A 24682-nucleotide genomic window follows, 5' to 3' on the forward strand; every position below is an offset into this window, starting at 1 on the left:
GAAGTACGAAGTATTTCGTCGTCTGGCAGCTTGTTTTTTGTGAGTCTGTTAACGTTCCGAAATCTTTTGCTCCGGTAACGTTGCTTCAGTACTTACTACACCTCGTTCAATATTTCCGGTTCGTTTGTTTTTGTGCGTTTGCACGATTTTGTTTTTTTACAGAAACAAACTTTTGTTTGCCCTGCAAATTAACGTTCCGAAAAATATTACCCATCATGGAAACATTTCAACACATACAGTGTCAATGAAGGGATCTAACGAATTCCCTTAAATACAACACTTCAAATCGCTGCAAAAACGGGGCAAAAAATCAATGCTTCTATTTTGTGCAGAGCAATATTTAATTCCACACGGCACTGGTTTTCTTGCATATATTTGGACAAATTAAAGAAATAGGCACAATTTCCGAATTTCATTCTTATTCGCGATCTGCTTTTCGATGTTTGTATTCTTTTGCAAAAACACAACACCATATTAATATCTGCTTAACAGCACAGTTTTGGTGCAATGCCAGTTTGGGGTGTTGTTTTTTGGTGCAAAACGATCGGCGCAATTATTTTTATTTGTTTTTTAATATGATGGCAAATAAGTCATCTCCGGTAATACAGTGCAAATGTTAAAAAAACAAACGCCCTGAAATTTCAAATGTGGCAAGCAAGATCGGTAAATGCATATCTTCAGAGGATCAGCAGGCATATTCACGGAAATGCCGCCAAAAAATTTATATTTCCGCAACTACCTTCCACAGCAGATTGGCATGCCGGTATTTCCTGAGGTTCGACGAGAGCACACGCATGTACCTGACCACATGATTCACTGTGCAATCTTCGTCATTTAAGGAAAACGGAAGTCCGGACTTTCTGCCGTGGAGCGGCTGGTTGCTATGCTAAATGCCGCATTTGAGGCATTTTCGGGCAGTTCAGGGCGTCTTCGGGGCATGGGGACTCCGCGATGGGAGATGCGCAGCGTGCCTTGCCGGGAGCAGGCAAAACATACGACATGAAGGAAAAACGGGCTGGCAAGTCAGGTGTCCGGGTGACGGCAGTCAGCCGCTGCAAAACACGGGGAAGACTGGAATATCAGATCGAACCGGTAAGCTTATTAATGACGATAAAAAAACACCGCGATCTTTTCAGACAGCGGTGTTTTTCAGGAGACTGACCGGCAACTACGCTGCCGGTGCAGTGATGTTTATTTTGCAGCTTCTTCAGCCGGTGCTTCTTTCACTTCCGGTTCTTTGAATTTTGCACCACCGGCATTGGCCAGATGCACAACGGCGCGCGCCACTTCCACATCGCTGAGGTCTGCATTGCCGCCTTTGGCCGGCATCGCGCGGATACCTTTGATCGCGTGCTCGAGCACAGTGTCGTAGCCTTGCGCGATACGGGCAGCCCACGCGCCGGCATCACCGAACTTCGGCGCACCGGCTGCACCGGTGTCGTGACAGGCAGAGCAAACCATTTTGTAGACGGCATCACCGGCCATCAGCACTTTCGGACCGCTGGCATCTTTGAAGGTATAGCCTTCATCCGCCACCGGCTGAATACGGGATGCCACAGCTTCCGGTGATAAAGCATTTGAACCGGCCGGTTCTTTTTTACCGTTTGAGACAAACTGCACCAGCAGCATGATGGCGATGATGGGAACCAGAAATCCGGCAAGCACAGCGACTATCAGTTGTTTCGGGGTTTTGATCACGGATTCGTGTTGGTCGTGCGCGTCGCTCATAAATTCCTCATCAGATAATTTGAATTAAACAGTCAGATTGTTCTCATTCTCGGGCAGCTTTCACAAGCTGCAGGGTGGCGATTGATTATAGAACTAATAAAATTCAATGGGAATGTGAGCGAATCTGAGCTGAAACAAGAAAGCTTCACTTTGTCTGGACGAAAAGAAAATTTCTTTAGCCGGATGGCATCGGTCAAAACGAATTTCGGGTAGAATACTGCGCTTGTTCTGCCGCGCGCCAGTAGCTCAGTTGGATAGAGTACAGCCCTCCGAAGGCTGGGGTCGCACGTTCGATTCGTGTCTGGCGCGCCACACTTTCCCTCCTGCTGTAATTCTCTGCTGATCTCTTCTATTCCCTGTCTGCCTATTGCACGATCACCACAGTCGTCGCCGGTTCTCCCGCTGAACGCTGCTTTCCAATGTCAACAATTGTCTCCGCTGCACGGAATCAGGTCCGTCCGTCTGGAAGCACAGGCGGGTTTGTCACTAAAATGACATGAAGTCACCCTAAAATCTGGCAAACTTTTTTCAACGGAGCATGTTCTCAGCTCCGCCGGTACAGGCAAGGATCTGCCTGCACACCGGTCAGCTCAGTTACCCATATGAGTACACGGCGTTTTTTGTTGCATCTGATCGGCGGATTCCTGTTCACAGGCAGTTTACTGCCTGCTCTGGCGCAACCGGTGCAATTGCAGCTGGTCAGCGAAAATCTGCCGCCGCTGAATTATGAAGAAAATGGCGTAGCGCAGGGCTATACCGTAGAAGTGGTGCACGCACTGATGAAACAGGCAGGGCTGAACACGCCAATACAGTTTTTTCCGTGGGCACGTGCCTATCAGCAGGCTTTAAACCAGCCGAATACGCTGATTTTTTCTATTGTCAGAAATCCTGAACGCGAAGATTTATTTGAGTGGATAGGTCCGGTTTCACCGCGTCTGATTTATGTCTACAAACTGAAAAGCCGCAGCGATATCGTGGTCCGGTCGCTGGCCGATTGCAGTCGCTACCGGATCGGCGCAGTACGGGAAATGGCTTCCACCAAAGCCTTTGTCAGAGACGCTGCCGTGCCGGAAGCGCAAATGGAACTGGCGCCCAGCGTGGAATCGAATTTCCGGAAATTCCTGATGGGCAGAGCCGACCTGATTATTTCTCAGGACTGGAGTGCCGCATTTATGATGAAGGCGCTGGAAAGATCACCTGACGAACTGGAGCCCGTCCTGTTGCTGGAACAAAATGCCCAGTACTATCTGGCACTGAATAAGCAAAGTGATCCGGCCCTGCTGCTGAAGTTACGCCAGGCTTTCGACAAGGTTCAGCAATCCGGCCAGATGGAAAAATTACGCAATAAATACATGCGCTGACCAGACCCGGTCTGCCTAAAACAAAGGCATCTGCCCTTGCGGCAATTTATCCTGCAAACGCAGTCCCAGACCAATCAGGCGTACCGGACGGTGGCGACGGGCAAAGCCGGTTTGCAGTAATTCCTGATACTGCTGCAAATCCGGCGCACTGCCCACGCATTCGACAGTCGTTATTTTGAAATCCGAAAAGCGCAGCTTGATGTAAAGCTTATGCACATGCGGCAAGGCCTGACAACGTTCCGCACGTGCGATCAGCGCTTCGTACAGCACCGGTAATTCCTGCAGGCAGCTGGCGACATCCGGCAAATCTTCCGCATAGGTTTCTTCCACACTCACCGATTTACGTTCGCTGTCCGGCTCCACGGCACGCTCGTCCTGACCGCGCGACAGTAAATACAGACTGCGCCCCATTTTGCCGAATTGCTGCAACAACTCCGGCAGACTGCGGGTGCGTAAATCGGCGCAGGTGCGGATGCCGAGCTGATGCAGGCGTGCCGCAGTGACTTTGCCGACACCGAACAGGCGTTCCACCGGCAAATCCGCCACAAATGCATCGACCTGCGCCGGCAAAATCACAAACATGCCGTCGGGCTTTTGCCAGTCGCTGGCGATTTTGGCGAGAAACTTATTCGGCGCAACGCCGGCAGACACCGTCACGCCCACTTCATCCCTTACCCGCTGCCGGATTTCCTGCGCAATGCGGGTGGCACTGCCCTGCAAACGTTCGCAGGCGCTGACATCCAGATAGGCTTCATCCAGTGATAAGGGTTCCACCAGCGCGGTGTAATCGCGGTAGATCGCCATAATCTGACGCGATACCGCGCGGTATTTTTCCATGGCAGGCGGCAGGATCAGTAAATCCGGACAGCGCCGCACCGCCTGCGACATCGGCATCGCTGAACGGATGCCAAAGGCACGTGCTTCGTAATTGCAGGTTGCCACCACACCGCGCTGATCCGGTTTGCCACCGATCGCCAGCGGACGACCGCGTAATGCGGGATCGTCGCGCATTTCAACCGATGCATAGAAACAATCGCAGTCGCAGTGGATAATCTTTTTCAACGCAGGCTTTCGGGTTGCCATCGGCAAAACTGTGTATTTATACAGTATTTTATGCAAAAACCATGGTCAGCGGCAATGCGCAACAGCAGATCCGTCAGGCAAACTCTTCCGGCTTGTGGCACTATGATTAACGAAAACGGCACAAACTGAAATGACCGTCCCAATTTCCCTGCCAGAAAAGGAACTTTGATGAAAAAACGTCACTTTTTAGCGGCTGTTACCAGCCTTGGTTTATTACTCGCTTCCGGCTTCAGTCAGGCCGCCGATAAACCGTATGATGAAACGGCCGATGCGCCGGCAGCCGTTGCACAGGCACGCAAACAGGCAGCAGCAGAACGTAAAAATGTGCTGGTGATTTTCGGTGCGAACTGGTGCAAGGATTGCCTGGAACTGGATAAATCCATGCATGGCAAAAGTGCTGAACTGATCAGCAAAAAATTCGTGCTGGTGAAAGTGGATGTCGGTCAGTTCGATAAAAACAAAGATCTGGCTGAAGCCTACGGCAATCCGATCAAAAAAGGTATTCCGGCAGCTGTGGTACTGAAACCGGACAACACCGTGCTGTTTGCTTCCAAAGGCGGTGAATTGTCGAACGCACGCCGTATGAGCGAACAAGGTGTGTACGACTTCTTTAATCAGATCGTCAGCCAGTAATCAGTTCGCCGCAGCCGCCGCCTGACGGCGGCGGTATTGTGCCGGGCTGAGCCCGTGTACACGCTGAAAAGCGCGGCGGAAGCTGCGCTCGTCCGCATAGCCGAGCCGCTCTGCCAGCAGCTCACTGCTTTCTCCGGCCAGCAATGCGGCGCGGGCCTTCTGCATTCTCAGTTGCTCCGTCTGCACTGCAAAGCGCACGCCTTCACGCGCTAAAGCACGGTGAAATGCACGCTCACTCATGTGCACGGACTCTGCTGCCGCTGCCGCAGTCATCCCATCCCAGTGCTCACTGCTGATACGCTGCAACAGCGTCGGCTTTTGTACGCTGTCCAGTTCCCGTATCGCCATTTCACAGCGCTGCTTCGCCTGTGCAGCAGGTGCCGGCGCATTTTTCCGGATTTCCTGTGCGGCAATGCCGGCCGGTAGAACGATACGGTTTTCATCGGCACCGAAAACAATACGGCAGCCAAACAGCTGTTCCAGCGCCGATTGCTCACTCAGTCCGCGACAACGCAACTCCAGCCGCTGCGCAGTCACTGCCGCACCGCCAAGCTGGCGTGCTGTCATCAGTGCTGTCGTCAGATGATCGAGCGCCAGAAAATCTTCCAGCTCCGGATCAGCGAACAAGGCTTCAGCACGGATGATCAGATGTTGTCCGCTGAGTCCGGCATGCAATCCGGTCATGGCACCGGCTACGCGCTGAAACTGCATTGCAAACTGCAGGGCTTCGCCCAGCGTTGCCTGCGCCAGCAAACCTTCGGCCAGATAACTCAGCTGCGGCAAAGCTTTCCTGCTGCCGGACCACAGCGCCAGCCCCCGTCCGTAGCGGGCTTGCAGCATAGTAAGCACTTCCCTCGCCTGCTGATAGCTGATACGTGCCGTACCGTTTCCGGAGTCCGCCGGTAACTGAAACTGCCAGCCCTGTTCACGCGACAAAGCCTGCAAGCCGGCAAAGGCATGCACGGGAAATACCGGATCACTGACAGAAAGCCACGGAGCAAGGCTGGGCATGATGCTGAAATTGGCAGAAATTGTCCTGTTTTTGGCCGCATACGGCCGCTAAGATCAGACACTACACGCGAGACCGGCGCACAGCAAGCCGGCTGAAGGCAAACAGCAACAGGAGACAAAATGGAAGTATGTGATTATCTGATCGTCGGCGGCGGTTCCGGCGGCTGTGCAGTGGCAGGCCGGCTGAGTGAAGATGCGGACAGCCGGGTCACCGTGCTGGAAGCCGGTGGCAACGGCAATAGCTGGATCGTGAATACGCCGGCTGCGGTCATCGGCATGCTGCCGACCCGCATCAATAACTGGGCATTTGAAACCGTACCGCAAGCCGGTCTGAACGGCAGACGCGGATATCAGCCGCGCGGCAAAATGCTGGGCGGCTCCTCCGGCCTGAACGCTATGGTGTATATCCGTGGTCATCGCTGGGATTATGATCACTGGGCAGCGCTGGGGAATGAAGGCTGGTCGTTTGACGAGGTTCTGCCCTACTTCATCCGTTCCGAAAACAATCAGCGTCTGGGCGGGGCTTACCACGGGCAGTCCGGCCCGCTGCATGTCAGCGATCTGGTCAGCGATAACCCGTTCCAGCAGCATTTTGTGCAGGCAGCGCAGGAAGCCGGTTTTCCGCTGAATGACGATTTCAACGGTGCAGAGCAGGAAGGTCTGGGCGTGTATCAGGTCACGCAGTATCAGGGCCAGCGCTGGACTGCGGCGCATGCGTATCTGCGGCCGCATCTGCCACAACGCCGCAATCTGCGGGTGGAAACCGGCAGTACCGTCACCCGTATTCTGTTTGAAAACCAGCGCGCGACCGGTGTCGAATATCTGCAAAACGGTCAGCGCAAAATCCTGAAAGCACAGTGTGAAGTGATACTCGCTGCGGGTGCATTCCAGACCCCCCAATTACTGCAACTCTCAGGCATCGGTGACGCGACGCATCTGCAGGCTATGGGCATTCCGGTACAACAGCATTTACCGGGCGTGGGCGAAAACCTGCAGGATCATCCGGATTTCGTGTTCCAGTACCGTTCACGCAGTCTGGATTTACTCGGCATTTCTGCAGGTGGCACGGTCAGGCTGACCAAAGAAGCGCTGCGTTATCAGCGCGAACGGCGCGGTATGCTGAGTTCCAACGGCGCGGAATCCGGTGGCTTTCTGAAAACCGATCCGGCTTTGCCTGCACCCGACATCCAGCTGCACTTCGTGATTGCGATGCTGGATGACCATGCGCGTAAGCTGCATACCGGTCACGGTTTCTCCTGCCATATGTGTCTGCTGCGTCCGAAAAGCCGTGGCAGCGTGCGCCTGCAAAGCAAAGATCCGCTGGCAGCGCCACTGATCGATCCGGCATTTCTGGCAGAAGAGGAGGATCTGGAAGCGATGGTCAAAGGTTTCCGGCTCACGCAAAAACTGATGCAGGCACCTTCATTACGCATGTGGGCAGACAAAGATCTGCGCACTGCCAATGCTACGAGCGATGACGCTATCCGTGCTTTGCTGCGCGCGCATACCGACACCGTGTATCACCCGGTCGGTAGTTGCCGTATGGGACGGGATGCAATGGCGGTAGTTGACCCGCAGTTACGGGTGCACGGCATCCAGGGCTTGCGGATTGCGGATGCTTCGGTGATGCCGACCCTGATCGGCGGCAACACCAATGCCCCGACCATGATGATCGGGGAAAAGCTGGCTGACTTACTGAAAACCGGTCACTGAGCTGTGACTTTCGCTTCCGGCAGTACCGGTGCCGGAAGCGCCGGTCTGGCGCGTTCAAACGCCGCGCCCAGTTGCAGTAAGCGGTGTTCTGTCCACGCACCGGCGAAGAAAGACAAGCCAACCGGCAAACCGCGCACCAGTCCCATTGGCACCGTCAGATGCGGATAACCGGCCACTGCCGCCGGTGTGCTGGCACTGCCTTCGATCACATCGCCGTTCGCATAATCAATCGGCCATGCCGGACCCGTGGTTGGCGCAATCAGCGCATCGAGCTGATGCCGTTTCAGCAGCGCATCAATGCCCTGCTTACCGGCCAGACGTTTGGCACGCGCCAGTGCCTGACGATAAGCCGGATCACGTAAGCCCGCTGTCGCCTGCGCCTGCTCCATCAGATCCTGCGTAAAGTGCGGCATCACTTTTGCTGCATTCTGCTGATTAAAGGCAATCACATCCGCCATCGTCCGCGGCTTCACGGCAGATGGTGTGGTCGCCAGATAGGCATTCAGACCGGCTTTAAAGTCGGTCAGCAATACTGGTAATTCATCTTTTTCGATGGCTTCCATATGCGGCATTTCCACTGCCACCAGCACTGCCCCCTGTGCCTTTAACAGACTCAGGGTTTGTTCAAATAATGCTTTCGTATCGGTATCGTAACCCTGTGACAGATTGGTCACGATGCCGAGCCGTTTACCTTTCAGCGTGGCTTTATCCAGTCCTTTGGTGTAATCCGCACTGCGACGGCGGTCGGCCTGACGTGTCACCGGATCCTGCGGATCACTGCCTGCCATCGCGTTCAGCAATAAGGCATTGTCCAGCACCGTTAATGTCATCGGCCCCGCTGTATCCTGATTGTGGCTGATTGGCACAATACCGGTACGGCTGACCAGCCCTATGGTCGGCTTCAGACCGACCAGCCCGTTCACTGAAGCCGGACACACCACGGAACCATCAGTTTCTGTACCAATGGCAGCCGGAATCATGCGGGCCGCCACCGCTGCGCCGGAACCGGAACTGGAACCGCAGGCGCTGCGTGCGGGGTCATACGGATTACGCACCTGTGCACCGGCACTGCTCCAGCCACTGGTGGAGCGTGTGGAGCGCAGATTCGCCCATTCGCTGAGATTGGTTTTACCGGCGATGATGGCACCGGCTTTACGCAAACGCGCCACTACCGGCGCATCCTGCTGTTTCAGATTTTCTGCCAGCGCCAGCGAACCGGCGGTGGTAATCGTGCCTTGCGCATCGATATTATCTTTAATCAGCAAAGGCAAACCGGCCAGCGGCAGACGGAAATTTTTCTGCTGATCCGCCAGCAGCGCGGCTTGTTTTGCCTGCGGGTCCAGACTGATCACCGCACCGGTTTGCGGATTCTTTTGCGCGATTTGCTGTGTGTACCATTGCAGCAATTGCTGTGCGCTGAGGCTGCCGTTACGCAATGCCTGTTGTTGTTCCGCCAGTGTGGATGGTGGTGTCTGTGCTGCGGCATGGCCTGCCGTGAAAGCCATCAGCATCAGGCTGGCCAGTAAGCGGGTTTGCATACTTCCTCCGTTCAGAAAAATCAGCGAAGCCGGACCGACCGGCATTCAGATCAGTGCAGAAACAGCCACGGCATCGCAGAATGAAAATGCGCTGCCGCCAGAATATACAGATAACAAACAATCGCGGTGATACTGGCCAACAAGCGGCCTGCCACGGTTTTCGCACGGCGCAATGCCATCGCACCGGCCACGATATAAATGATCAGCGCCAGCACTTTGGCTGTCAGCCAGTGTTGCTGCAGCGGATATAAACCGGATAAATATGCCAGCGTGAGCGCCGATGCCAGCAAGACCGTATCAATCAGATGTGGCAATACCCTGACCCAGCGACGGTTTAAACGTGCGGGCTGCGTCCAGCGCCACCATAAACGCAGAAAAAACAGCAGGCCGGTCAGCACGGCGCAGCTCATATGAAGATGTTTGACAGCGAGGTAAGACATAAGCTCCCGTTTCAGAAATCAGACACGTCCGGATCGGTTCAGATCAACAGCGCGCCTAGCATACTCTGAAACCTGCACGCTTGCTGCCGTGGTTTTGGGACTTGTGGCTTTGCTGTCATACAATAGCCGCTCAGAAAAATGCGTGACGATTTCAACACACAAAGGAAGCGGTTTTCTATGGAAAAAATCACAGTACGCGCTGCCGACGGTGCCAGCGTACAAATGACAGCACAAGGTGCCCACGTCTGCTCGTGGATACCGGCCGGTGGTCAGGAACAATTGTTTCTGAGCAAAACCAGCGAATGGCGCGAAGGCGTTGCGATACGTGGCGGTGTGCCGGTGATTTTTCCGCAATTCGGCGGACTGGGAAACCTGCCAAAGCACGGCTTTGCCCGCACTGCACACTGGACACTGCAATCCTGCAGCAACGATGCGCAGGGTAAAGGCATTGCGGTATTTGTACTGCAGGACAACGAAGCAAGCCGTACTGTGTGGCCGCATGCATTTACGGCGCAGCTGCGCGTGACGGTGCATGCAGATCAGCTGAACATTGCACTGGATATCCGCAATACCGGAACCGACACCTTCTCCTTTACCGCTGCGCTGCATACCTATTTTGCGGTACAGGATATCGCTGCCGCCCGTCTGCACGGCTTACAGCATTGCCAGTACCGTGACAGCATGAACGGCGGCCAGTTATGCACAGAAACTGCTGACAGCCTGCACATCACGGCAGAAACCGACAGGATTTACCTGAATACCCCTTCTGAATTACGTCTGCAGCAGCCGCAGCAAGTGATGCAAATCAGATCCGAAGGCTTTGCCGATACCGTTGTATGGAACCCGGGAGCCACCGGCGCTGTCAAACTCAGCGATCTGGAGCCGGAAGGCCATCAGCGGATGTTATGTGTGGAAGCAGCAGCCATCGGTCAGCCGGTTATTCTGGCAGCCGGACAAAGCTGGTGCGGACAGCAGCAACTGCGGGTATTACCGGCTGCAGACCAGAACTGACCGTCGCTGCAGGTGTAACAGGGACGACGGAACGATCCATTCCGATAATAAAGAAAGCGCAGACCACAAATCTGCCAGTCACAGACCAATACCAAGGACGAGTATGAAATTTTCGAATCTTTCTCTGAGCCCGGTGCTGCGCGCCATGGTGCTCGGCGGCGCCATTTTGTTCACCACCCCGTACAGCCTGGCAGAAAACCTGCCGAAAGGCGTGACGCAGGTCACCACCGTGGAAGGCATTACCGAATACCGTCTGGCTAACGGCCTGCGTGTGTTGCTGATGCCGGATGACAGCAAACCGACGGTGACCGTGAACATGACGTATCTGGTTGGCTCGCGCCACGAAAATTACGGCGAAACCGGGATGGCGCACTTGCTGGAACACTTACTGTTCAAAGGCACACCGAAGAACCAGCATATCGACGATGATTTCAACAAACGCGGCATGCGTTCCAACGGCACCACCAATCTGGACCGCACCAATTACTTTGAACTGTTTCAGGCCAGCGATGACAATCTGAAATGGGCGATTGAAATGGAAGCCGACCGCATGGTCAATTCCTACATCGCCAAGAAAGATCTGGACACCGAAATGACGGTGGTGCGTAATGAATACGAACGCGGCGAAAACTCGCCATTCGGCGTTCTGATGAAGCGCATGCAAAGCGTGGCTTACGACTGGCATAACTACGGCAATTCCACCATCGGTAACCGCAGCGATATCGAAAACGTCAAAATCGAAAACCTGCAAGCGTTTTACCGCACTTACTACCAGCCGGACAATGCTGTGCTGCTGGTTGCCGGTAAATTCCAGACTGCCAAAGTGCTGAACTGGATTTCGGATGCCTTCAGCAAAATTCCTAAACCAACCCGCGTGTTGCCGAAACTGTGGACTGTAGAGCCAACCCAGGATGGCGAACGCAGTGTGATCGTGCGTCGTAAGGGAGATATTCAGATTGTGATGGTCGGCTATAAAGTGCCGTCCACACTGCATGAAGACCGCGATGCCATCGGCTTCGCCAACAGTGTGCTGACCAGCACACCGCATGGCCGTCTGCATAAGCAACTGGTGGAAACCGGCAAAGTAGCGCAGATTTTCTCGACCTCGGTCGGCAATGTGGATGGTGGTCTGAGCCTGATCGCCGCCGTTGTGAAAAAAGGCGAATCGGTGGAAGCAGCACGCGATGCACTGCTGGCCGGTATTGAAGATTTCAAATCTAATCCGCCGACCAAAGAAGAAATCGACCGTATCAAACGCGATTCGCTGAACGGCTTTGAAAAAATGCTGAATAACCACGAGTCGATCGGCGTGGCGATGTCAGAATACATTTCCACCGGCGACTGGCGCACACTGTTCAAAGACCGTGACGACACTGAAAAAGTGACGGCAGAACAAGTTAATGCCGCCGTGAAAAAATACTATGTGCGCGATAACCGCACCGTCGGTATGTTTATTCCGGAAGATAAACTGCAGCGTGCCGATATTCCGGCTGCACCGGCGATTGCCGATGTGATGAAAGACTTCAAGCCAAAAGCCGCTGCACTGAGTGGCGAAGCGTTTGATCCGTCTCCGGCGAATATTGATAAGCGTACCGAAATCACGAACATCGGCCCGCTGAAAGTGGCGCTGCTGCCGAAGAAAAACCGTGGCGAAACCGTGAACGTGTCGATTAACCTGCACTGGGGTAATCAACAAAGCCTGCAGGGCAAATCCACTGTGGCATCGATGACCGGCAGCCTGCTGACCACCGGCACCAGCAAATACAGCCGTGCGCAATTGTCGGATGAAATGTCGCGCCTGAAAATGAGCGGCGGCCTGTATTCATTCCAGACCACCAAAGAAAACCTGAGCAAGGCGCTGGAACTGGTGTCGCATGTACTGCGTGAAGCAAACTTCCCAGAGAATGAATTCGAGCAAGCGAAAAAACGCGCGATTGTGAATCTGGAAGCGTCTGCGAATGAGCCATCCAGCATTGTCAGCCGCGCCATCAATCAGCATTTCAATCCGTATCCGAAAGGTGATATCCGCGCCTTCCGCTCGCTGGAAGAATCGCTGGCCGATATCAAAGCTCTGACCGTGGAACAGGTACGTGAGTATCACAAAGCCTTCTACGGCGCGTCTGCCGGTCAGATCAGTGTGGTCGGTGATATGGATGTGGCAGCCACCAAAGCAGCGATTGCCAGCGCCTTCGGTAACTGGGAAAGCAAAGCACCGTACCAGCGTCTGGTCTCCAAACTGCCGGAAGTGCAAACCGTCCGCAAAACCTTCAACACACCGGATAAAGAAAACGGTGTGGTCTCCGGCTCCATGAGCTTTGCGATGAATGAAGACCATCCTGACTACGCTGCACTGCGTGTCGCCAATTACATCTTCGGCGGCGCCGGTCTGAATTCGCGTCTGATGGAACGTATCCGCCAGAAAGACGGCTTGTCTTACGGCGGCGGTACTGGTGTCAGCGTGGATGAATATGAACCGGTGGCACGCTTCTCCTTGTCCGCAACCGCTGCGCCGCAAAATCTGGCCAAGCTGGAAGCCGCGATCAAGGAAGAGCTGCAAAAAGCACTGAAAGATGGTTTCACAGCGGAAGAACTGGCGAAAGCCAAATCCGGCATGCTGCAGCAACGTGTTCAGGGTCGCACGACAGATGGCGCGCTGGCCGGTGGCTGGAACGGCAATCTGGAACTGGGCCGCACCTGGGCATGGTCGAAAGCCATGGATGACAAGATTGCGGCGCTGACGCTGGAACAGGTCAACGCAGCCTTCCGTCGTTATATCCAGCCGGAACGTATCAGCTTCTTCATCGCCGGTGACGAAGCTAAAGCCGCAGCAGCAGCGACGGCAGCACCGGCAAAATAAGCCGGACGACGGATGCCGGCTGTGCAGAAATGCGCATCCGGCATTTCCTGAGGCCCGGACTTTCTGCCGACGACCGCCGGATCGCTGTGCTGAACACCGCATTTGGGGTGTTTTCGGAGGCTGGCAGGCAGTTGCAGGACATAAAAAAACCGCGATGTCATTATCGCGGTTTTTTTATTGCTGATGCCGGCAACGGCAGGATCAGCAGCAGCCTCAGACTCAGCCTTTCCAGCTGCGCTGCAAACCGGTATCGGTATGAATCCAGCCACCGTTGGCGGTGGCGCGGTAGTAAAAGCCGACGCCGCCCTGACGGAAACTCTGAATCAGTTCGCCCAGCACTTCTTCATGCAGATTCGCAATCCGGATATCTGCCGCCTTGCCATCCATATGCAGCGATTTCCGTGCCGCCGGTACACCCTGTTCAATCAGATGGCGGTTCGATTCCGGTGTACGGTAACCGGACAGAATTTCCAGCGGTTTGGTCATGCCGAAACGGGCGATATACGCTTGCGTCGCCCATAAGGTTTCCAGCAGTTTGGGATCAATCGGCGCGGATTTTTTGCCATTCACATCGCGCAGGATATGACACAGTTCCTGATACGCACTGTCGATCACTTGGCCGTCTTTCCAGTACAGCAGCTTGCTGCGTTCACCGGATTGCGGACGGATCAGATCCAGTGTGCGCGGCTTGACCCAGAAATCAATATCCAGCGCCTGAGAATCAAATAAATCCGGCGGCGGTGCAAGTTCACCGTTTTTGGGTTTGTCACCGGCAAACACGCGGGTTGTGAATAAACCGGCGGCGGTCAGTGTCAGCGTCTGACGAAGAATCTGGCGTCGTGATGGCATAGCAATCTGAAAGTAAAACGAAATCCGTAAATGGCCGGTGTCAGCCTCAGCCTGTGCACCGGTCTGATGCAAAAAGTATACACGGACAATGCCACTGCTGCTGCGCGCTGGCAAGCGCGCAGCCCGTATTTTGCCGGTTTTTCTCTGTGCGGCAAGCTTATCGGCGCTATTTGCAGCTGAGTCTGCAGTTTTTGCAATCTGTCGCAAGCCTCTATGCCTGTGCAGCTTTTGTCCTTACACTGCAGGCATTAAATTATTATGAAAAGAGTCATCATGTTCAGACCTGCCTCTCTCATCGCCGTCATGCTGGTTTCCCTGCTGACCGCCTGCGAAGTCAAAATCAATGGCGAAGAATTAAAGACCAGCGGCAAAACCGTCACCCAGCCCCTGCAAGCCACCGGTTTCACCAGCGTACGCAATGAAACCTTTTTTGATGTCCGCATCACGCAGGGTACGGAAACCAAAGTCGATATTACCGGTGATGAATTACTGGTACCGGAACTGGAAGTCAGCGTGGAAAACAATCAGTTACGTCTGCGTCTGAAAAAGAAAAATTACTCTTTCCACTGGAAACAGCGTCCGGGCACCATCAACGTGACGATGCCGGATATCCGCAGTCTGGTACAAGCCGGTTCCGGCGATATGGATCTGCGCAGCCTGAAAAATGACAAACTGGAAGTCCGTACCGAAGGTTCAGGCGATGTGCGCCTGAGCGGTGAAACTGCAGAACTGGTGCTGACCCATGACAGTAGCAGCGACGTCGATGCCGATACGCTGGCAGTCAAAAAACTGGTGCTGGACAACAATGGTTCCGGCGATATGAGTCTGGGTACGGTTTCAGCCTCGCTGGAAGTGCGCAACAGCGGCAGCGGCGATATCACAATCCGCGACGCGCGTGAAATTCCGGCACGTATCACCATTAACGGTTCCGGCAAAGTGGAAGTGCGCGGCCCGCTGCGTACACTGGAATCCGAAACCAATGGCTCGGGTGATCTGCATCTGAACAATGTAAAACTGGACAGCGCACGGGTGCAAATGAACAGTTCCGGCGAAAGCTTTATCTCCGGCAATATCGCTCAGCTGCAACTGACAGTCAGCGGTTCCGGTGATTTCCGCACTGAACAATCCGTGCTGCAGACTGCCAGTGTCACCATCAACGGTTCCGGCAATGTGCAGCTGGGTAATGTGCAAAGTAAGCTGAACGCCAACATGCATGGTTCCGGCGATTTCACCAGCGCTGCCGATACCAGCAGCGAACTGGATCTGACGCTAACCGGCCCCGGTAACGCCCATCTGCAAGGGCAGGCAAAAATTCTGAAGGCACAAATCAGCGGCAGCGGTGATCTGATCGCCAGCGACCTGCTGCTGAATACCGCGAATGTGCGCGTTACCGGCAGCAGTGAAGCGCGCGTCAAAGTCCGTCAGGCCAATGGTGACAGCCGCAATGTCACCGTGACCCGCGACGGCGCAGTCTGATTTCTTTCCGTTCTGCCATACCACGCGCAAATCCGGCCGGATTTGCGCGTCCTTCCTGCAACAAACCCCGCCACTGCTCCGCTTCCTGCGCCATTTGTGCTGATTTTCTTCTACACTGGAACTGATTCAGCGCCCATTATCAGGACAAATCGTTGTCCGTATACAGCACAGTCAGCGCATGCGGAAATTCAGGTCAGCACCCTGCAGCAATCCCGGTGACAGCACCCGCACAAAGTCTTTGTGTCGTGCTGTGCGGCTGGTATTACGTTCCGGTATTGCAGTGGCTACCGGCATCGCTGCTTTTTCTGCAGTGACCGGCTTGTACAGTGCGCCTGCCAGCGCAGGCAATCCGCCGGTGACGCTGCTGATCAGTGAAGAAGTCGATTTACAGGGCAGACCCTTACCCACCTCACCGGCCACGGCGCAGTTATTCCGTCGCCTCAGCGAAACCACCGGTCTGCAATTCCGCATTCAGCCGTATCCGTGGAAACGCGCGCTGGAACAGGCGTACGAAGGAGAAGGATTGCTGTTCGGCGCCTCACCGACACCGGAGCGCGAGCGCAAGCTGCTGTTCTCTGATCCGGTCTACACCGAACGGGTTTCTATCATCACCCTGTGCGATAAAACCTTTCCGTTCCGCCAGATGCGCGATCTGAAAGGCAAAACACTGGGCGTGGTCAACGGTACCAGTTACGGCACAGAATTTGACCGGCTGAGTCACAGTCTGTTCCGGGTGGAAAACGATACCAGCCGCTTGCCGGGCCGCCTGATGAAACTGACGCAGGGCCGCATGGACGGGCTGGTGATTTACACCTACAGTCAGGATCAGCAAACCATCGCGAAACAAATCAATCAGCAGTTTCTGCGCGCATTTCCGGCAGAGCCTGCGCAACCGCCACGGTTCTGCGTGTTACCGAATCCGGTGTCGTCCGTCAGCATTCATTTTGCGATTCGTTATGAATCGGATCACGGACTGATCCGTGACATCAATCAGGGTTTGAAAAAAATGCAGCAGCAGGGTGTGCTGCAACAAATTTATCCTTAACAGCGCATGCCGCGTGCGCGGTAGCTGTGTGCCAGCACTAAACGGGTACTGGCGATCAGGCTGTTCAAGCCCATCAGCAAAGGCATCAGCTGATCACCGGCCACCAGCCAGATTTGTCCCGCCGGGGCATTCTGACGCGTAACGGCAGTCAGTACCGGTTGCACCCATGCGGCTTCCGGTGTCACATCCAGCAGGATATCGCCGTCGCCATTGGTATGCAGATACAGTTCGCCGCCGTGCACCAGCGTAAAGCAAACACCCTGCCCTTCCGATTGTCGTCCTTCCAGCGCCTGCTGCAATTCACGGTTATACAAATCCAGCCAGGCTTCGGCTTCGTTCCAGTCTTCCAGCGGCTGCCAGCGGATATCAGGGAATACTTTTTGTTGCAGGTTTTCAGGCAAAGTCATCTTATTTCACACGGGTAATACGATAGCCGCGCTGACGCAGCAAATCCGGAATGCTGCGCGCACCGACCAGATGTCCGGCACCGACCACCACCAGTACCTGACGGCCGGACTGCACCAGCTGTTCAATTTTTTCTGTCATCGTGACATTGCGGTCATCCAGCAAACGCTTCAGCATTTTGCGCGAACCGGCATCACGTGCGGCACTGGCGGCAAAAATCTGCGCCAGCTTTTGTTCATCACCGCGCACCCAGGCGGTCAGCAATTGTTCGGTTTCGCGCTTTGCACTGCCGTCACGCACACTGTCCAGCGTCTGACTCAGCATCGCATCGGCTTCCGCATCGCTCAGATCGACCAGCTGCTGGATCTGAAACGCCATGGTTTCCAGTTGCTGCAAATCTTTTTTATCTTCACGGGCACGGCGTATCACAAACAAATCGATACCTTGTGCTGCGCTGTACTGATCTGAACTGAATAATTGAGAAATCAGTGCGGTCGCCACGACCGGTGCACGCATCATCTGAAAACCGGCCGTCTGCCCGCCGGTATGCTGCTGCAGCTTTTTCCAGGTTGCCGGACGCAGATGCTGTTCCAGTTTTTCATTGCCCGGATACACCATCATCGGCGCGGCCTGCATCATTGCCTGTGTATCAGACGGATCCGTTTCCACAACGATGGTATCGGCAGTGCGGTAAGCCTGTTCAAAACTGTCCGGCAAAGGGTAAAAACTTTCACGCGCCAGATGCACGGAGCCAAATAAATACAGGGTTTTGTCGCCGGACTGCGCTTTGAACAGCACGCCTTTGGCGGGTGTATCCGGCACCGCAGCCTGCGCTGCGCTGAGCCATAAAAACGTCAGTAAAACAAAGCTGCGGCGGATGGTTTGCCAGACAGGAGACATCAGTTTTCCTTTCCTTCAGGACGGGGTTGCGCCAGCAGCGCTTTCAGATTGGCAAGCCGCTGTTGCGGACTCAGCACTTCACTTTCTTTCGGGATGGCATCGCCTTCATTCAGGCGCATTTCTTTGATGAAGCGCGAAGGATCACAATTGATGGTAGTACCGGCGCGCTTACGCCGCTTGCACCAGCTGACATGCAAAGAACGCTGCGCACGGGTAATGCCGACATACATCAGCCTGCGTTCTTCTTCGATACGCGCCGCCAGTTTTTCCACCGGCTCATCTTCATCGCCTTTATGCGGCAGTATGCCTTCTTCCACACCGACTAAAAACACATGCGGATATTCCAGCCCTTTGGAGGCATGCAGCGTCGACATGCGCACTGCGTCCAGCTCTTCATCTTTACCGTCCAGCATGGTCATCAGCGCCACCATCTGGGTCAGATCCAGCAGACTGCGGTGATCTTCATCGCCGTCACGTCCACCGCTTCCCTTGGTTTTCAGCCACTGTGTGAAATCCAGTACGTTCTGCCATTTGTTTTGCGCCGCGCGGTCATCGCCGTTATCGTACAGATGCGCTTCGTAATCAATCGCTTCCAGCATCTGATCCAGCAATTCACCGGCATGACCTTCGCGGTGCGCATGCGCTTCGATACGGTTGATAAATTCACAGAATTCGCGCAAAGGCCGCAACTGACGTTCATTCAGCTTCGCTTCCAGCCCGCCTTTCATAGCAGCAGCGAACAGCGAGCACTGCCATTGCCCGGCAAATTCACCGAGCACTTCCAGCGTGGCTTGTCCGACACCGCGTTTCGGCGTGGTAATCGCACGGATGAACGCAGGATCATCATCTTCATTGGCAATCAGACGCAGATAAGCAATGATGTCTTTGATTTCAGCGCGGTCAAAAAAACTCTGTCCGCCGGAAATCGTGTAAGGAATACGCTCACGGCGCAGCGCCTGTTCTATCACCCGCGCCTGATGATTGCCGCGATACAGAATCGCGTAATCAGAAAAATTCGCACGGCGTTCAAATTTATGTGCGGACAACAGCATCGCGATGGTTTCCGCTTCTGCTTCATCATCATGCATGGACAAGACTTTGATCGGATCGCCGAGACCGTGTTCTGACCACAGTGATTTTTCAAACAGTTTCGGGTTATTGCCGATGACTGCATTTGCCGCCTGCAGAATGCGCGTGGTGGAACGGTAATTCTGTTCCAGTTTGATGATGCGCAGGTCGGGAAAATCCACCTGCAGGGTTTTCAGGTTTTCGATGGTCGCGCCGCGCCACGCGTAAATCGCCTGATCATCGTCGCCAACGGCGGTGAACATCGGTTTTTTACCGATGCCGGTGACCAGCAGTTTCACCAGTTCATACTGGCAGGTATTGGTGTCCTGATATTCATCGACCAGCAGATAACGCAGACGGCGCTGCCATTTATCGCGCACCGCTTCATTGTGGCGGAACAGTTCCACCGGCAGCCGGATCAGATCATCAAAATCCACCGCCTGATACGCCGCCAGCGTCGCCACATAGCTGCGGTAGATACGGGCCGCGCTGTCATCGTCCTGACTGGTCGCTTCGCGCAGTGCGCGTTCCGGATCAATCATCGCGTTTTTCCACAGCGAAATCTGATTCTGGATGCCGCGTATCACTTGCTTATCGGTGGTGAATGCCAGATCCTGCACCAGCGAAAAACAGTCATCGCTCGCCATAATCGAAAAGCGGTCTTTCAGACCGAGTGCCTGCGCTTCCTGCCGCAAAATTTTCACGCCCAGCGAGTGAAACGTGGACACAGTTAACTGCTTGGCCTGACGCGGCTCCGCCAGCAGTTTCGCCACCCTTTCCTGCATTTCGCGCGCGGCTTTATTGGTGAAGGTCAGCGCCGCAATATTGCGCGCATCGTAACCGTGCTTTTCGATCAGATCAGCGATTTTCTGCGTGATCACCCGCGTTTTACCCGAACCGGCGCCAGCCAGCACCAGGCAGGGGCCATCCATATACTGTACTGCTTCGCGTTGCGGGGGATTGAGTCCGTGTGACATGCGTTTTCTCTCTGACAAGCGGCCTATTCTAGCCCATCCTCTGCGTTTCTCTGCAAAGCATTACAGCCGGCGGGAACTTGGCTGCGATCACAGGGACTAATGCAGCAATAAAGGAGACACCATGACCCGCACCCCGTTCACCCGCCGCCGTCTGTTGCAGAGCCTGAGCGCCGGCCTCGTACTCAGCCCGCTGGCCAGCCTGTCCGCGCTGGCACAAAAACCGACGCCGCCTGCCCCGCCCAGCCTGCGCGGCTTGTTCACAACTGAAGAAATGCAGACAGCGCACAAACTGCGCGATCTGGCCCTGCGCGATAACCGCAGCTATGAAATGCTGGAACGTCTGACCACCGAAGTCGGTGCGCGTCTGGCCGGCAGTGAAGCGGATTTACGGGCGGTGAACTGGGCGGTTGCCTTCATGCAGAGTCTGAAGCTGGATAAAGTCTGGAAAGAACCGGTGCAGTATCCGGTCTGGGAACGCATCAGCGAAAGCGCCAGTGTCATCAGCCCGTTCCCGCACAAGTTGCAGATCACTGCGCTCGGGCACAGCATTTCCACGCCGGAACAAGGCATACAGGCGGAAATCCTGCGCGTTGCCGATCTGGCGGCGCTGAAAGCTTTGCCTGCCGGTGCAGCGCAGGGCAAGATCGTGTTTATCGACCATAAGCTGCGCAAATCGGCGGAATACGGTGATGTGGCTTCCGGCCGTTCACGCGGCGCCTCTGAAGCGGCCCGCAAAGGTGCTGTGGCGCTGGTTATCCGTTCGGTCGGCACCGACAGCCACCGCCTGCCGCATACCGGCGTCATGCACTACGACGATGGCGCGCCGCAAATTCCGGCGGCAGCCATGTCGAATCCGGATGCCGATTTGCTGAACCGCATGCTGCAGCGCGGCCAGCCGGTGAAACTGGATCTGCGCCTGCAAACCCGCAGTGCACCGGACTTTACTTCTTACAATGTGATCGGCGAATGGAGCGGTACCGAATTACCGGATGAGTATGTGCTGATCGGCGGCCATCTGGATTCCTGGGACCCAGGCACCGGCGCGCTGGATGACGGTGCCGGTTGCATGATTACCGCCGGCGCACTGGATTGCCTGATACGGCAAGGCTTGCGTCCGCGCCGCAGTATCCGTCTGGTGTTTTATGCCAACGAAGAACAGGGCTTGCTCGGCGGCAAGGCTTACCACACGGCGCATCAACAGGAAATCAGCCGGATTCAGGCAGCATCGGAAGCGGATTCCGGTCAGGGACCGGTCAAAAGGCTGGATTCCCGCGTGCGTCCGGAAGCACTGGGTATCGTGCGGCAAATGCAGGAAGTGCTGGCACCGCTGGGCGTTGCTGCCGGTGGCAATCAGGCGCATCCCGGGCCGGACATGGGCGTGCTGCACGATGCCGGCGCCGCGAGCTTCGGTCTGAGTATGCAGGCCGATGACTATTTCGATTACCACCACACCGCCGACGATACTTTCGACAAAGTCGAACCGGCGCGTATCCGCCAGTCCTGCGCTGCGTACGCGGTATTTGCATGGATGGCAGCGCAATCACCGCTGCATTTCGGTTCCGGCCCGGCACTGAAGAAAAGCTGAACTGCGCAGACGGCAGCCAACAGAGTAAACTAGCGTCTTTACGGGTGCCGCGCTCAGGCGCACCCGCACTCTGAAAGGCTTTTATGAAATTCGAACATCTGGTCGCCATTAACGACCTCAGCAATCCTGCGATTCCGGTCATCAGCCGCGCCGAACTGTGGCGCGGTCTGGTGCTGCGTGCGGAAATGCCGAAACTGTTTATTCCGTATCTGGATGATGCACTGATCGAAGACCGCACCGAAGTCAGCATGCAGCGCCGTCTGCGTTACGGCGAACTGGTGGTCAGCGATACCGTCACGCTGACGCATCAGCAGCATGTGCATTACGATGTCCCGGCACAGGGCGAAATTCCGCCATCCACCATGCGCATGACCATTGAAGAACCGCAGCCACTGGCACTGTTTGTGCGCTTTGTGTACGACGACCATTTGCCGGACAGCGATGATGCGGAACAGAAAATGATGAATGATTACCGTCGTTCCGCGTATCAGGCAGCGGATGTCGATACGGTATCGCAGATTCGCCAGCTGGCGGAAAGCGGTCAGTTAGACGGTCATTTCAACGGTTAAGCCTGCGCGTTTCAGCGCAGCGATTTGCGGGTTTGCCTGCGTAAACCCGTGCCAGAGCGCAAGCGCTTCTGGGATAATGCACACACTTCCCCCCACAATCACAGGTGAGATATGGCACGCGCCTCTTCCAGTACCAAAACAGCAAAACCGGCCGCCACCGCGAAAACCGGTAAAACCGTGAAAGCCGCCGCACCACGCAAAACCAAAGCCGTGGCATTGCCTGCGGCGCCGGAACCGTTTCAGGCCGGCAGCTTAAAGCGTAAACAATTTGCCACCACCGGTGACGCGCACATCCTCGGCGATGTGACCATCGCTACACAGTTAGTGGTCGGTGGCGATTTGCTGATTGACGGTGATCTGATCGCAGAAGAAGTGTTTTGCTTAGGCAAACTGACCGTCACCGGCGACATTCAGGTGCAATCGCTGTACATCGGTCAGGCGCTGGATGCCGGTGGCCATGTGGATGTGGAATTTCTGCTGAAAACCGGTTGCCAGCCGGAATGGATGGCGAATCTGCTGGCAGCCGAAGACAGTGATGACAGCGCGGAACACTTGCTGGAAAAACTGGTGCATCCGGCGATTCTGGCGCGTCACAGCCATGCCGATGTGATCGGCGGTTTCGGCGATATTCAGTGTCTCGGTTATCTGACCTGCGGCGATCTGGATTGTCAGGGCAGCGTGCAGCTGGATGAAGATCTGGAAGCCGGTGAAGTGCTGTTTATCGGTGGCCATCTGGCGGCCAGCGCCGTGCATGTGCGTGGTGACTGCAATGTACAGGGCGAACTGTTTTCGGAATCTGATCTGGATGTGACAGGCAGTCTGTATGCCGCTGAACTGCAGGCTCAGGGCAATATCCGCGCCGGCAGCATCGGCACTCAGGGCGATGTGATTGCCTGGGGTTATATCCGCGCAGAAAACGAACTGAGCAGCCTGTTCGGTGAAATCCATGCCGGTCGCTGGATCGGCACCCGTGGCAATCTGTACGCCGCTAAATACATCAAAGCCGGTGAAGCAGTCGTGGCGGAAAAAGGCATGACCTGCGGCAGCGATTACGGCATTTTCGCGGGCTCCATCCTGCCGCGTTCCAAATGGGAAAAACAAGGCTTTATCTCCGCCAGCAGCAAACCGAAGCTGGTACTGTCCGGCGCATGGGTGGAAAGCAAGAAACTGCGTCAGTTAGATACTGCCGAGAAAAAACGTGCGCCGGAACTGGACTGGGAAATCGCCCGTCAGGCCCGTCACGATATGCTGCAACAGGCGGACTAAGGCCGCGCCGGCTGGTGGCTGAGCAGCCTTCAGGCTGATTCACAGCAAATCGCTACCCGCCGGAACTGCAGGACAACAACACCGTTTGCACCCTGTGCAGCGGTGTTTTTTTATTGGCAGCCTCTCAGACTGACAGAGACATCCCTCGCAACACTGTTTTTTGCCTGAAAATGCCTGAAATGCGGACTTGCGCACAGCCATGCGGCGCTCGCCGGCAGAAAGTCCGGACTTCCGGAAATGACGGATGACGATCTTGGCACAGACTCAGGTACGGGCTGTTGTGTTTTCCCTCAGATAATCAGGCTGCCTGCTATCGCCTGTGAACAGAAGCACACTTACACACAGGCAAACAACGCCATCAGCATGACAGGCTGACGACCGCAGCAAACCGCCGCGCTATTCAGGGGAACTCAGCGCAGCCGGTTGGCGCGGATCGCTTTGCGCAGACGCGGGTTGTACAGCAAGGCGGGACAATGCCAGACCGCATCGCCGTTTTGCCAGAAGCGCAGTTCCGGCTGGTCTGCGGGTAACACAGCCCACAGGCTGTTATCCTGCAAAATTAGCAGCTCACCATTCGGTGCAATGTTTTGCAGCCAGTAACCGGGACGGCAGTCTGCCGGTGTTTCGGCATCGGCCGATGGCCGGTAACCAAGCGGTTTGCTGTCCCAGATACGGCAGCGCTGGTCTTCATTCGGCAGCACGATTTCCGCACCGGGCGTCAGAAACGGGCCCGGCGACTGAATCATGACCGGACGACCGCGATACCGCCACAGCCCCGCGCAACCGGTACCGTGCTCAATCTGAAACGCTTCATGATTCTGGCGCACGATCACCAGCTTGTTTTCCCCCTGCGCCGCACTGTTCAGCGTGACCCATTCTTCACCGGCCTGCGCAGAACCGGCCAGCATCAGCAGCGCAAGAAAAAGCACGATTAAAGAATGCAGGCTGATAGCGGGCATAGTGGGTCAGCGTGAAAAGTATGCGGAAAGGTAAAGCAACGGTGCCATGCTAACGCAGTGCAGACCGCGACGGTTGACCATTTCCCGCATCGCCGACAAACACTGAATCTCTGCAACAGTTCACCACCACCAACCCGCAAGACCTGAAAACACCGGAAGTCGCCTGCAAACCACCCAAAATGCGGCATTCCGCACAGTTTTTCAGTGA

General features: G+C 55.3%; 21 protein-coding genes and 1 tRNA gene. 12 read left to right on the forward strand and 10 right to left on the reverse strand.

The window, feature by feature from the left end; genetic code table 11:
* Nucleotides 1-951: 951 nt before the first annotated feature.
* Nucleotides 952-1161: a hypothetical protein gene (locus IE092_RS08345; protein ID WP_189356593.1), complete on the forward strand. Its 210-nt coding sequence runs from the start codon at nucleotides 952-954 to the stop codon at nucleotides 1159-1161.
* A 30-nt stretch (nucleotides 1162-1191) separates the two neighbouring features.
* Here the strand turns inward: IE092_RS08345 and IE092_RS08350 are convergent, their stop codons facing one another.
* Nucleotides 1192-1728 carry a c-type cytochrome gene (locus tag IE092_RS08350; RefSeq protein ID WP_189356594.1) on the reverse strand — a complete coding sequence of 179 codons (537 nt, stop codon included), beginning with the start codon at nucleotides 1726-1728 and terminating at the stop codon, nucleotides 1192-1194.
* 235 nt (nucleotides 1729-1963) lie between these two features.
* Between IE092_RS08350 and IE092_RS08355 the strand changes: the two genes are divergently transcribed.
* Nucleotides 1964-2040, forward strand: a tRNA-Arg gene (locus tag IE092_RS08355).
* Between the two features lie 290 nt (nucleotides 2041-2330).
* Nucleotides 2331-3089 carry a substrate-binding periplasmic protein gene (locus tag IE092_RS08360; protein ID WP_189356595.1) on the forward strand — a complete coding sequence of 253 codons (759 nt, stop codon included), beginning with the start codon at nucleotides 2331-2333 and terminating at the stop codon, nucleotides 3087-3089.
* A 15-nt stretch (nucleotides 3090-3104) separates the two neighbouring features.
* Here the strand turns inward: IE092_RS08360 and dinB are convergent, their stop codons facing one another.
* A complete protein-coding gene (gene dinB / locus IE092_RS08365) occupies nucleotides 3105-4172 on the reverse strand; it encodes a DNA polymerase IV (RefSeq protein WP_189356596.1) in 1068 nt (355 codons plus the stop codon).
* Nucleotides 4173-4340: 168 nt separating this feature from the next.
* On the opposite strand from dinB, the gene IE092_RS08370 reads away from it, so the two are divergent.
* Entirely contained in the window at nucleotides 4341-4805 is a 465-nt protein-coding gene (locus IE092_RS08370; RefSeq protein WP_189356597.1) for a thioredoxin family protein, read from the forward strand.
* Here IE092_RS08370 and IE092_RS08375 read toward each other — a convergent pair whose 3' ends face one another.
* Entirely contained in the window at nucleotides 4806-5816 is a 1011-nt protein-coding gene (locus tag IE092_RS08375) for an AraC family transcriptional regulator ligand-binding domain-containing protein (RefSeq protein WP_189356598.1), read from the reverse strand. It abuts the gene before it with no gap.
* A 120-nt stretch (nucleotides 5817-5936) separates the two neighbouring features.
* On the opposite strand from IE092_RS08375, the gene IE092_RS08380 reads away from it, so the two are divergent.
* On the forward strand, nucleotides 5937-7529 hold the full coding sequence (locus IE092_RS08380) for a GMC family oxidoreductase (protein WP_189356599.1): 1593 nt from the start codon (nucleotides 5937-5939) through the stop codon (nucleotides 7527-7529).
* On the opposite strand, the gene IE092_RS08385 is transcribed toward IE092_RS08380, so the two are convergent.
* Both IE092_RS08385 and IE092_RS08390 read right to left on the reverse strand, forming a co-directional pair.
* Nucleotides 7523-9067, reverse strand: coding sequence for an amidase (locus tag IE092_RS08385; RefSeq protein ID WP_229793101.1), 1545 nt, complete (start codon nucleotides 9065-9067; stop codon nucleotides 7523-7525). The genes IE092_RS08380 and IE092_RS08385 overlap by 7 nt on opposite strands.
* A 50-nt stretch (nucleotides 9068-9117) precedes the next feature.
* A complete protein-coding gene (locus tag IE092_RS08390; protein WP_189356601.1) occupies nucleotides 9118-9507 on the reverse strand; it encodes a SirB2 family protein in 390 nt (129 codons plus the stop codon).
* Between the two features lie 177 nt (nucleotides 9508-9684).
* Here IE092_RS08390 and IE092_RS08395 point away from each other — a divergent pair, with 177 nt between their 5' ends.
* Together IE092_RS08395 and IE092_RS08400 are read left to right on the forward strand one after the other, a co-directional pair.
* Nucleotides 9685-10518, forward strand: a complete 834-nt coding sequence (locus IE092_RS08395) for a D-hexose-6-phosphate mutarotase (RefSeq protein ID WP_189356602.1) — start codon at nucleotides 9685-9687, stop codon at nucleotides 10516-10518.
* A 103-nt stretch (nucleotides 10519-10621) separates the two neighbouring features.
* The gene (locus IE092_RS08400; protein WP_189356603.1) at nucleotides 10622-13375 is read left to right on the forward strand and encodes a M16 family metallopeptidase; all 2754 of its coding nucleotides are present in this window, start codon (nucleotides 10622-10624) and stop codon (nucleotides 13373-13375) included.
* Between the two features lie 219 nt (nucleotides 13376-13594).
* Here the strand turns inward: IE092_RS08400 and IE092_RS08405 are convergent, their stop codons facing one another.
* On the reverse strand, nucleotides 13595-14224 hold the full coding sequence (locus IE092_RS08405; RefSeq protein WP_189356839.1) for a YcbK family protein: 630 nt from the start codon (nucleotides 14222-14224) through the stop codon (nucleotides 13595-13597).
* Between the two features lie 273 nt (nucleotides 14225-14497).
* Between IE092_RS08405 and IE092_RS08410 the strand changes: the two genes are divergently transcribed.
* Nucleotides 14498-15700 (forward strand): head GIN domain-containing protein, encoded by a 1203-nt coding sequence (locus tag IE092_RS08410; RefSeq protein WP_189356604.1) that lies wholly within the window; start codon nucleotides 14498-14500, stop codon nucleotides 15698-15700.
* Nucleotides 15701-15938: 238 nt separating this feature from the next.
* Nucleotides 15939-16745: a substrate-binding periplasmic protein gene (locus tag IE092_RS08415; RefSeq protein ID WP_189356605.1), complete on the forward strand. Its 807-nt coding sequence runs from the start codon at nucleotides 15939-15941 to the stop codon at nucleotides 16743-16745.
* On the opposite strand, the gene IE092_RS08420 is transcribed toward IE092_RS08415, so the two are convergent.
* The 3 genes from IE092_RS08420 to IE092_RS08430 are packed head-to-tail and all read right to left on the reverse strand — an operon-like array spanning nucleotide 16742 to nucleotide 20095.
* On the reverse strand, nucleotides 16742-17152 hold the full coding sequence (locus tag IE092_RS08420; RefSeq protein ID WP_189356606.1) for a hypothetical protein: 411 nt from the start codon (nucleotides 17150-17152) through the stop codon (nucleotides 16742-16744). The genes IE092_RS08415 and IE092_RS08420 overlap by 4 nt on opposite strands.
* A 1-nt stretch (nucleotide 17153) precedes the next feature.
* On the reverse strand, nucleotides 17154-18050 hold the full coding sequence (locus IE092_RS08425; RefSeq protein ID WP_189356607.1) for a TraB/GumN family protein: 897 nt from the start codon (nucleotides 18048-18050) through the stop codon (nucleotides 17154-17156).
* Nucleotides 18050-20095 carry a UvrD-helicase domain-containing protein gene (locus IE092_RS08430; protein ID WP_189356608.1) on the reverse strand — a complete coding sequence of 682 codons (2046 nt, stop codon included), beginning with the start codon at nucleotides 20093-20095 and terminating at the stop codon, nucleotides 18050-18052. The genes IE092_RS08425 and IE092_RS08430 overlap by 1 nt, the downstream gene beginning before the upstream one ends.
* 121 nt (nucleotides 20096-20216) lie before the next feature.
* Between IE092_RS08430 and IE092_RS08435 the strand changes: the two genes are divergently transcribed.
* The 3 genes from IE092_RS08435 to IE092_RS08445 all read left to right on the forward strand — a co-directional run bounded on the left by IE092_RS08435 (nucleotide 20217) and on the right by IE092_RS08445 (nucleotide 23515).
* Nucleotides 20217-21680 (forward strand): M20/M25/M40 family metallo-hydrolase, encoded by a 1464-nt coding sequence (locus tag IE092_RS08435; RefSeq protein ID WP_189356609.1) that lies wholly within the window; start codon nucleotides 20217-20219, stop codon nucleotides 21678-21680.
* A gap of 83 nt (nucleotides 21681-21763) precedes the next feature.
* A complete protein-coding gene (locus tag IE092_RS08440; RefSeq protein WP_189356610.1) occupies nucleotides 21764-22249 on the forward strand; it encodes an SRPBCC family protein in 486 nt (161 codons plus the stop codon).
* Nucleotides 22250-22360: 111 nt separating this feature from the next.
* Nucleotides 22361-23515 (forward strand): polymer-forming cytoskeletal protein, encoded by a 1155-nt coding sequence (locus IE092_RS08445; protein WP_189356611.1) that lies wholly within the window; start codon nucleotides 22361-22363, stop codon nucleotides 23513-23515.
* A 410-nt stretch (nucleotides 23516-23925) separates the two neighbouring features.
* On the opposite strand, the gene IE092_RS08450 is transcribed toward IE092_RS08445, so the two are convergent.
* A complete protein-coding gene (locus tag IE092_RS08450) occupies nucleotides 23926-24474 on the reverse strand; it encodes a hypothetical protein (protein WP_189356612.1) in 549 nt (182 codons plus the stop codon).
* Nucleotides 24475-24682 lie beyond the last annotated feature (208 nt).

Source organism: Cognatundibacterium squillarum, assembly GCF_014652435.1.
In the GTDB taxonomy this organism is placed as follows: Bacteria; Pseudomonadota; Gammaproteobacteria; order Burkholderiales; family Burkholderiaceae_D; genus Undibacterium; species Undibacterium squillarum.

What these genes read in the sequence shown, in the direction of transcription:
- IE092_RS08345 (WP_189356593.1), top strand. Translation starts at nt 952, where the DNA reads ATGGGAGATGCGCAGCGTGCCTTGCCGGGAGCAGGCAAAACATACGAC.
- IE092_RS08350 (WP_189356594.1), bottom strand. Translation starts at nt 1,728, where the DNA reads ATGAGCGACGCGCACGACCAACACGAATCCGTGATCAAAACCCCGAAA.
- IE092_RS08360 (WP_189356595.1), top strand. Translation starts at nt 2,331, where the DNA reads ATGAGTACACGGCGTTTTTTGTTGCATCTGATCGGCGGATTCCTGTTC.
- dinB (WP_189356596.1), bottom strand. Translation starts at nt 4,172, where the DNA reads ATGGCAACCCGAAAGCCTGCGTTGAAAAAGATTATCCACTGCGACTGC.
- IE092_RS08370 (WP_189356597.1), top strand. Translation starts at nt 4,341, where the DNA reads ATGAAAAAACGTCACTTTTTAGCGGCTGTTACCAGCCTTGGTTTATTA.
- IE092_RS08375 (WP_189356598.1), bottom strand. Translation starts at nt 5,816, where the DNA reads ATGCCCAGCCTTGCTCCGTGGCTTTCTGTCAGTGATCCGGTATTTCCC.
- IE092_RS08380 (WP_189356599.1), top strand. Translation starts at nt 5,937, where the DNA reads ATGGAAGTATGTGATTATCTGATCGTCGGCGGCGGTTCCGGCGGCTGT.
- IE092_RS08385 (WP_229793101.1), bottom strand. Translation starts at nt 9,067, where the DNA reads ATGCAAACCCGCTTACTGGCCAGCCTGATGCTGATGGCTTTCACGGCA.
- IE092_RS08390 (WP_189356601.1), bottom strand. Translation starts at nt 9,507, where the DNA reads ATGTCTTACCTCGCTGTCAAACATCTTCATATGAGCTGCGCCGTGCTG.
- IE092_RS08395 (WP_189356602.1), top strand. Translation starts at nt 9,685, where the DNA reads ATGGAAAAAATCACAGTACGCGCTGCCGACGGTGCCAGCGTACAAATG.
- IE092_RS08400 (WP_189356603.1), top strand. Translation starts at nt 10,622, where the DNA reads ATGAAATTTTCGAATCTTTCTCTGAGCCCGGTGCTGCGCGCCATGGTG.
- IE092_RS08405 (WP_189356839.1), bottom strand. Translation starts at nt 14,224, where the DNA reads ATGCCATCACGACGCCAGATTCTTCGTCAGACGCTGACACTGACCGCC.
- IE092_RS08410 (WP_189356604.1), top strand. Translation starts at nt 14,498, where the DNA reads ATGTTCAGACCTGCCTCTCTCATCGCCGTCATGCTGGTTTCCCTGCTG.
- IE092_RS08420 (WP_189356606.1), bottom strand. Translation starts at nt 17,152, where the DNA reads ATGACTTTGCCTGAAAACCTGCAACAAAAAGTATTCCCTGATATCCGC.
- IE092_RS08425 (WP_189356607.1), bottom strand. Translation starts at nt 18,050, where the DNA reads ATGTCTCCTGTCTGGCAAACCATCCGCCGCAGCTTTGTTTTACTGACG.
- IE092_RS08430 (WP_189356608.1), bottom strand. Translation starts at nt 20,095, where the DNA reads ATGTCACACGGACTCAATCCCCCGCAACGCGAAGCAGTACAGTATATG.
- IE092_RS08435 (WP_189356609.1), top strand. Translation starts at nt 20,217, where the DNA reads ATGACCCGCACCCCGTTCACCCGCCGCCGTCTGTTGCAGAGCCTGAGC.
- IE092_RS08440 (WP_189356610.1), top strand. Translation starts at nt 21,764, where the DNA reads ATGAAATTCGAACATCTGGTCGCCATTAACGACCTCAGCAATCCTGCG.
- IE092_RS08445 (WP_189356611.1), top strand. Translation starts at nt 22,361, where the DNA reads ATGGCACGCGCCTCTTCCAGTACCAAAACAGCAAAACCGGCCGCCACC.
- IE092_RS08450 (WP_189356612.1), bottom strand. Translation starts at nt 24,474, where the DNA reads ATGCCCGCTATCAGCCTGCATTCTTTAATCGTGCTTTTTCTTGCGCTG.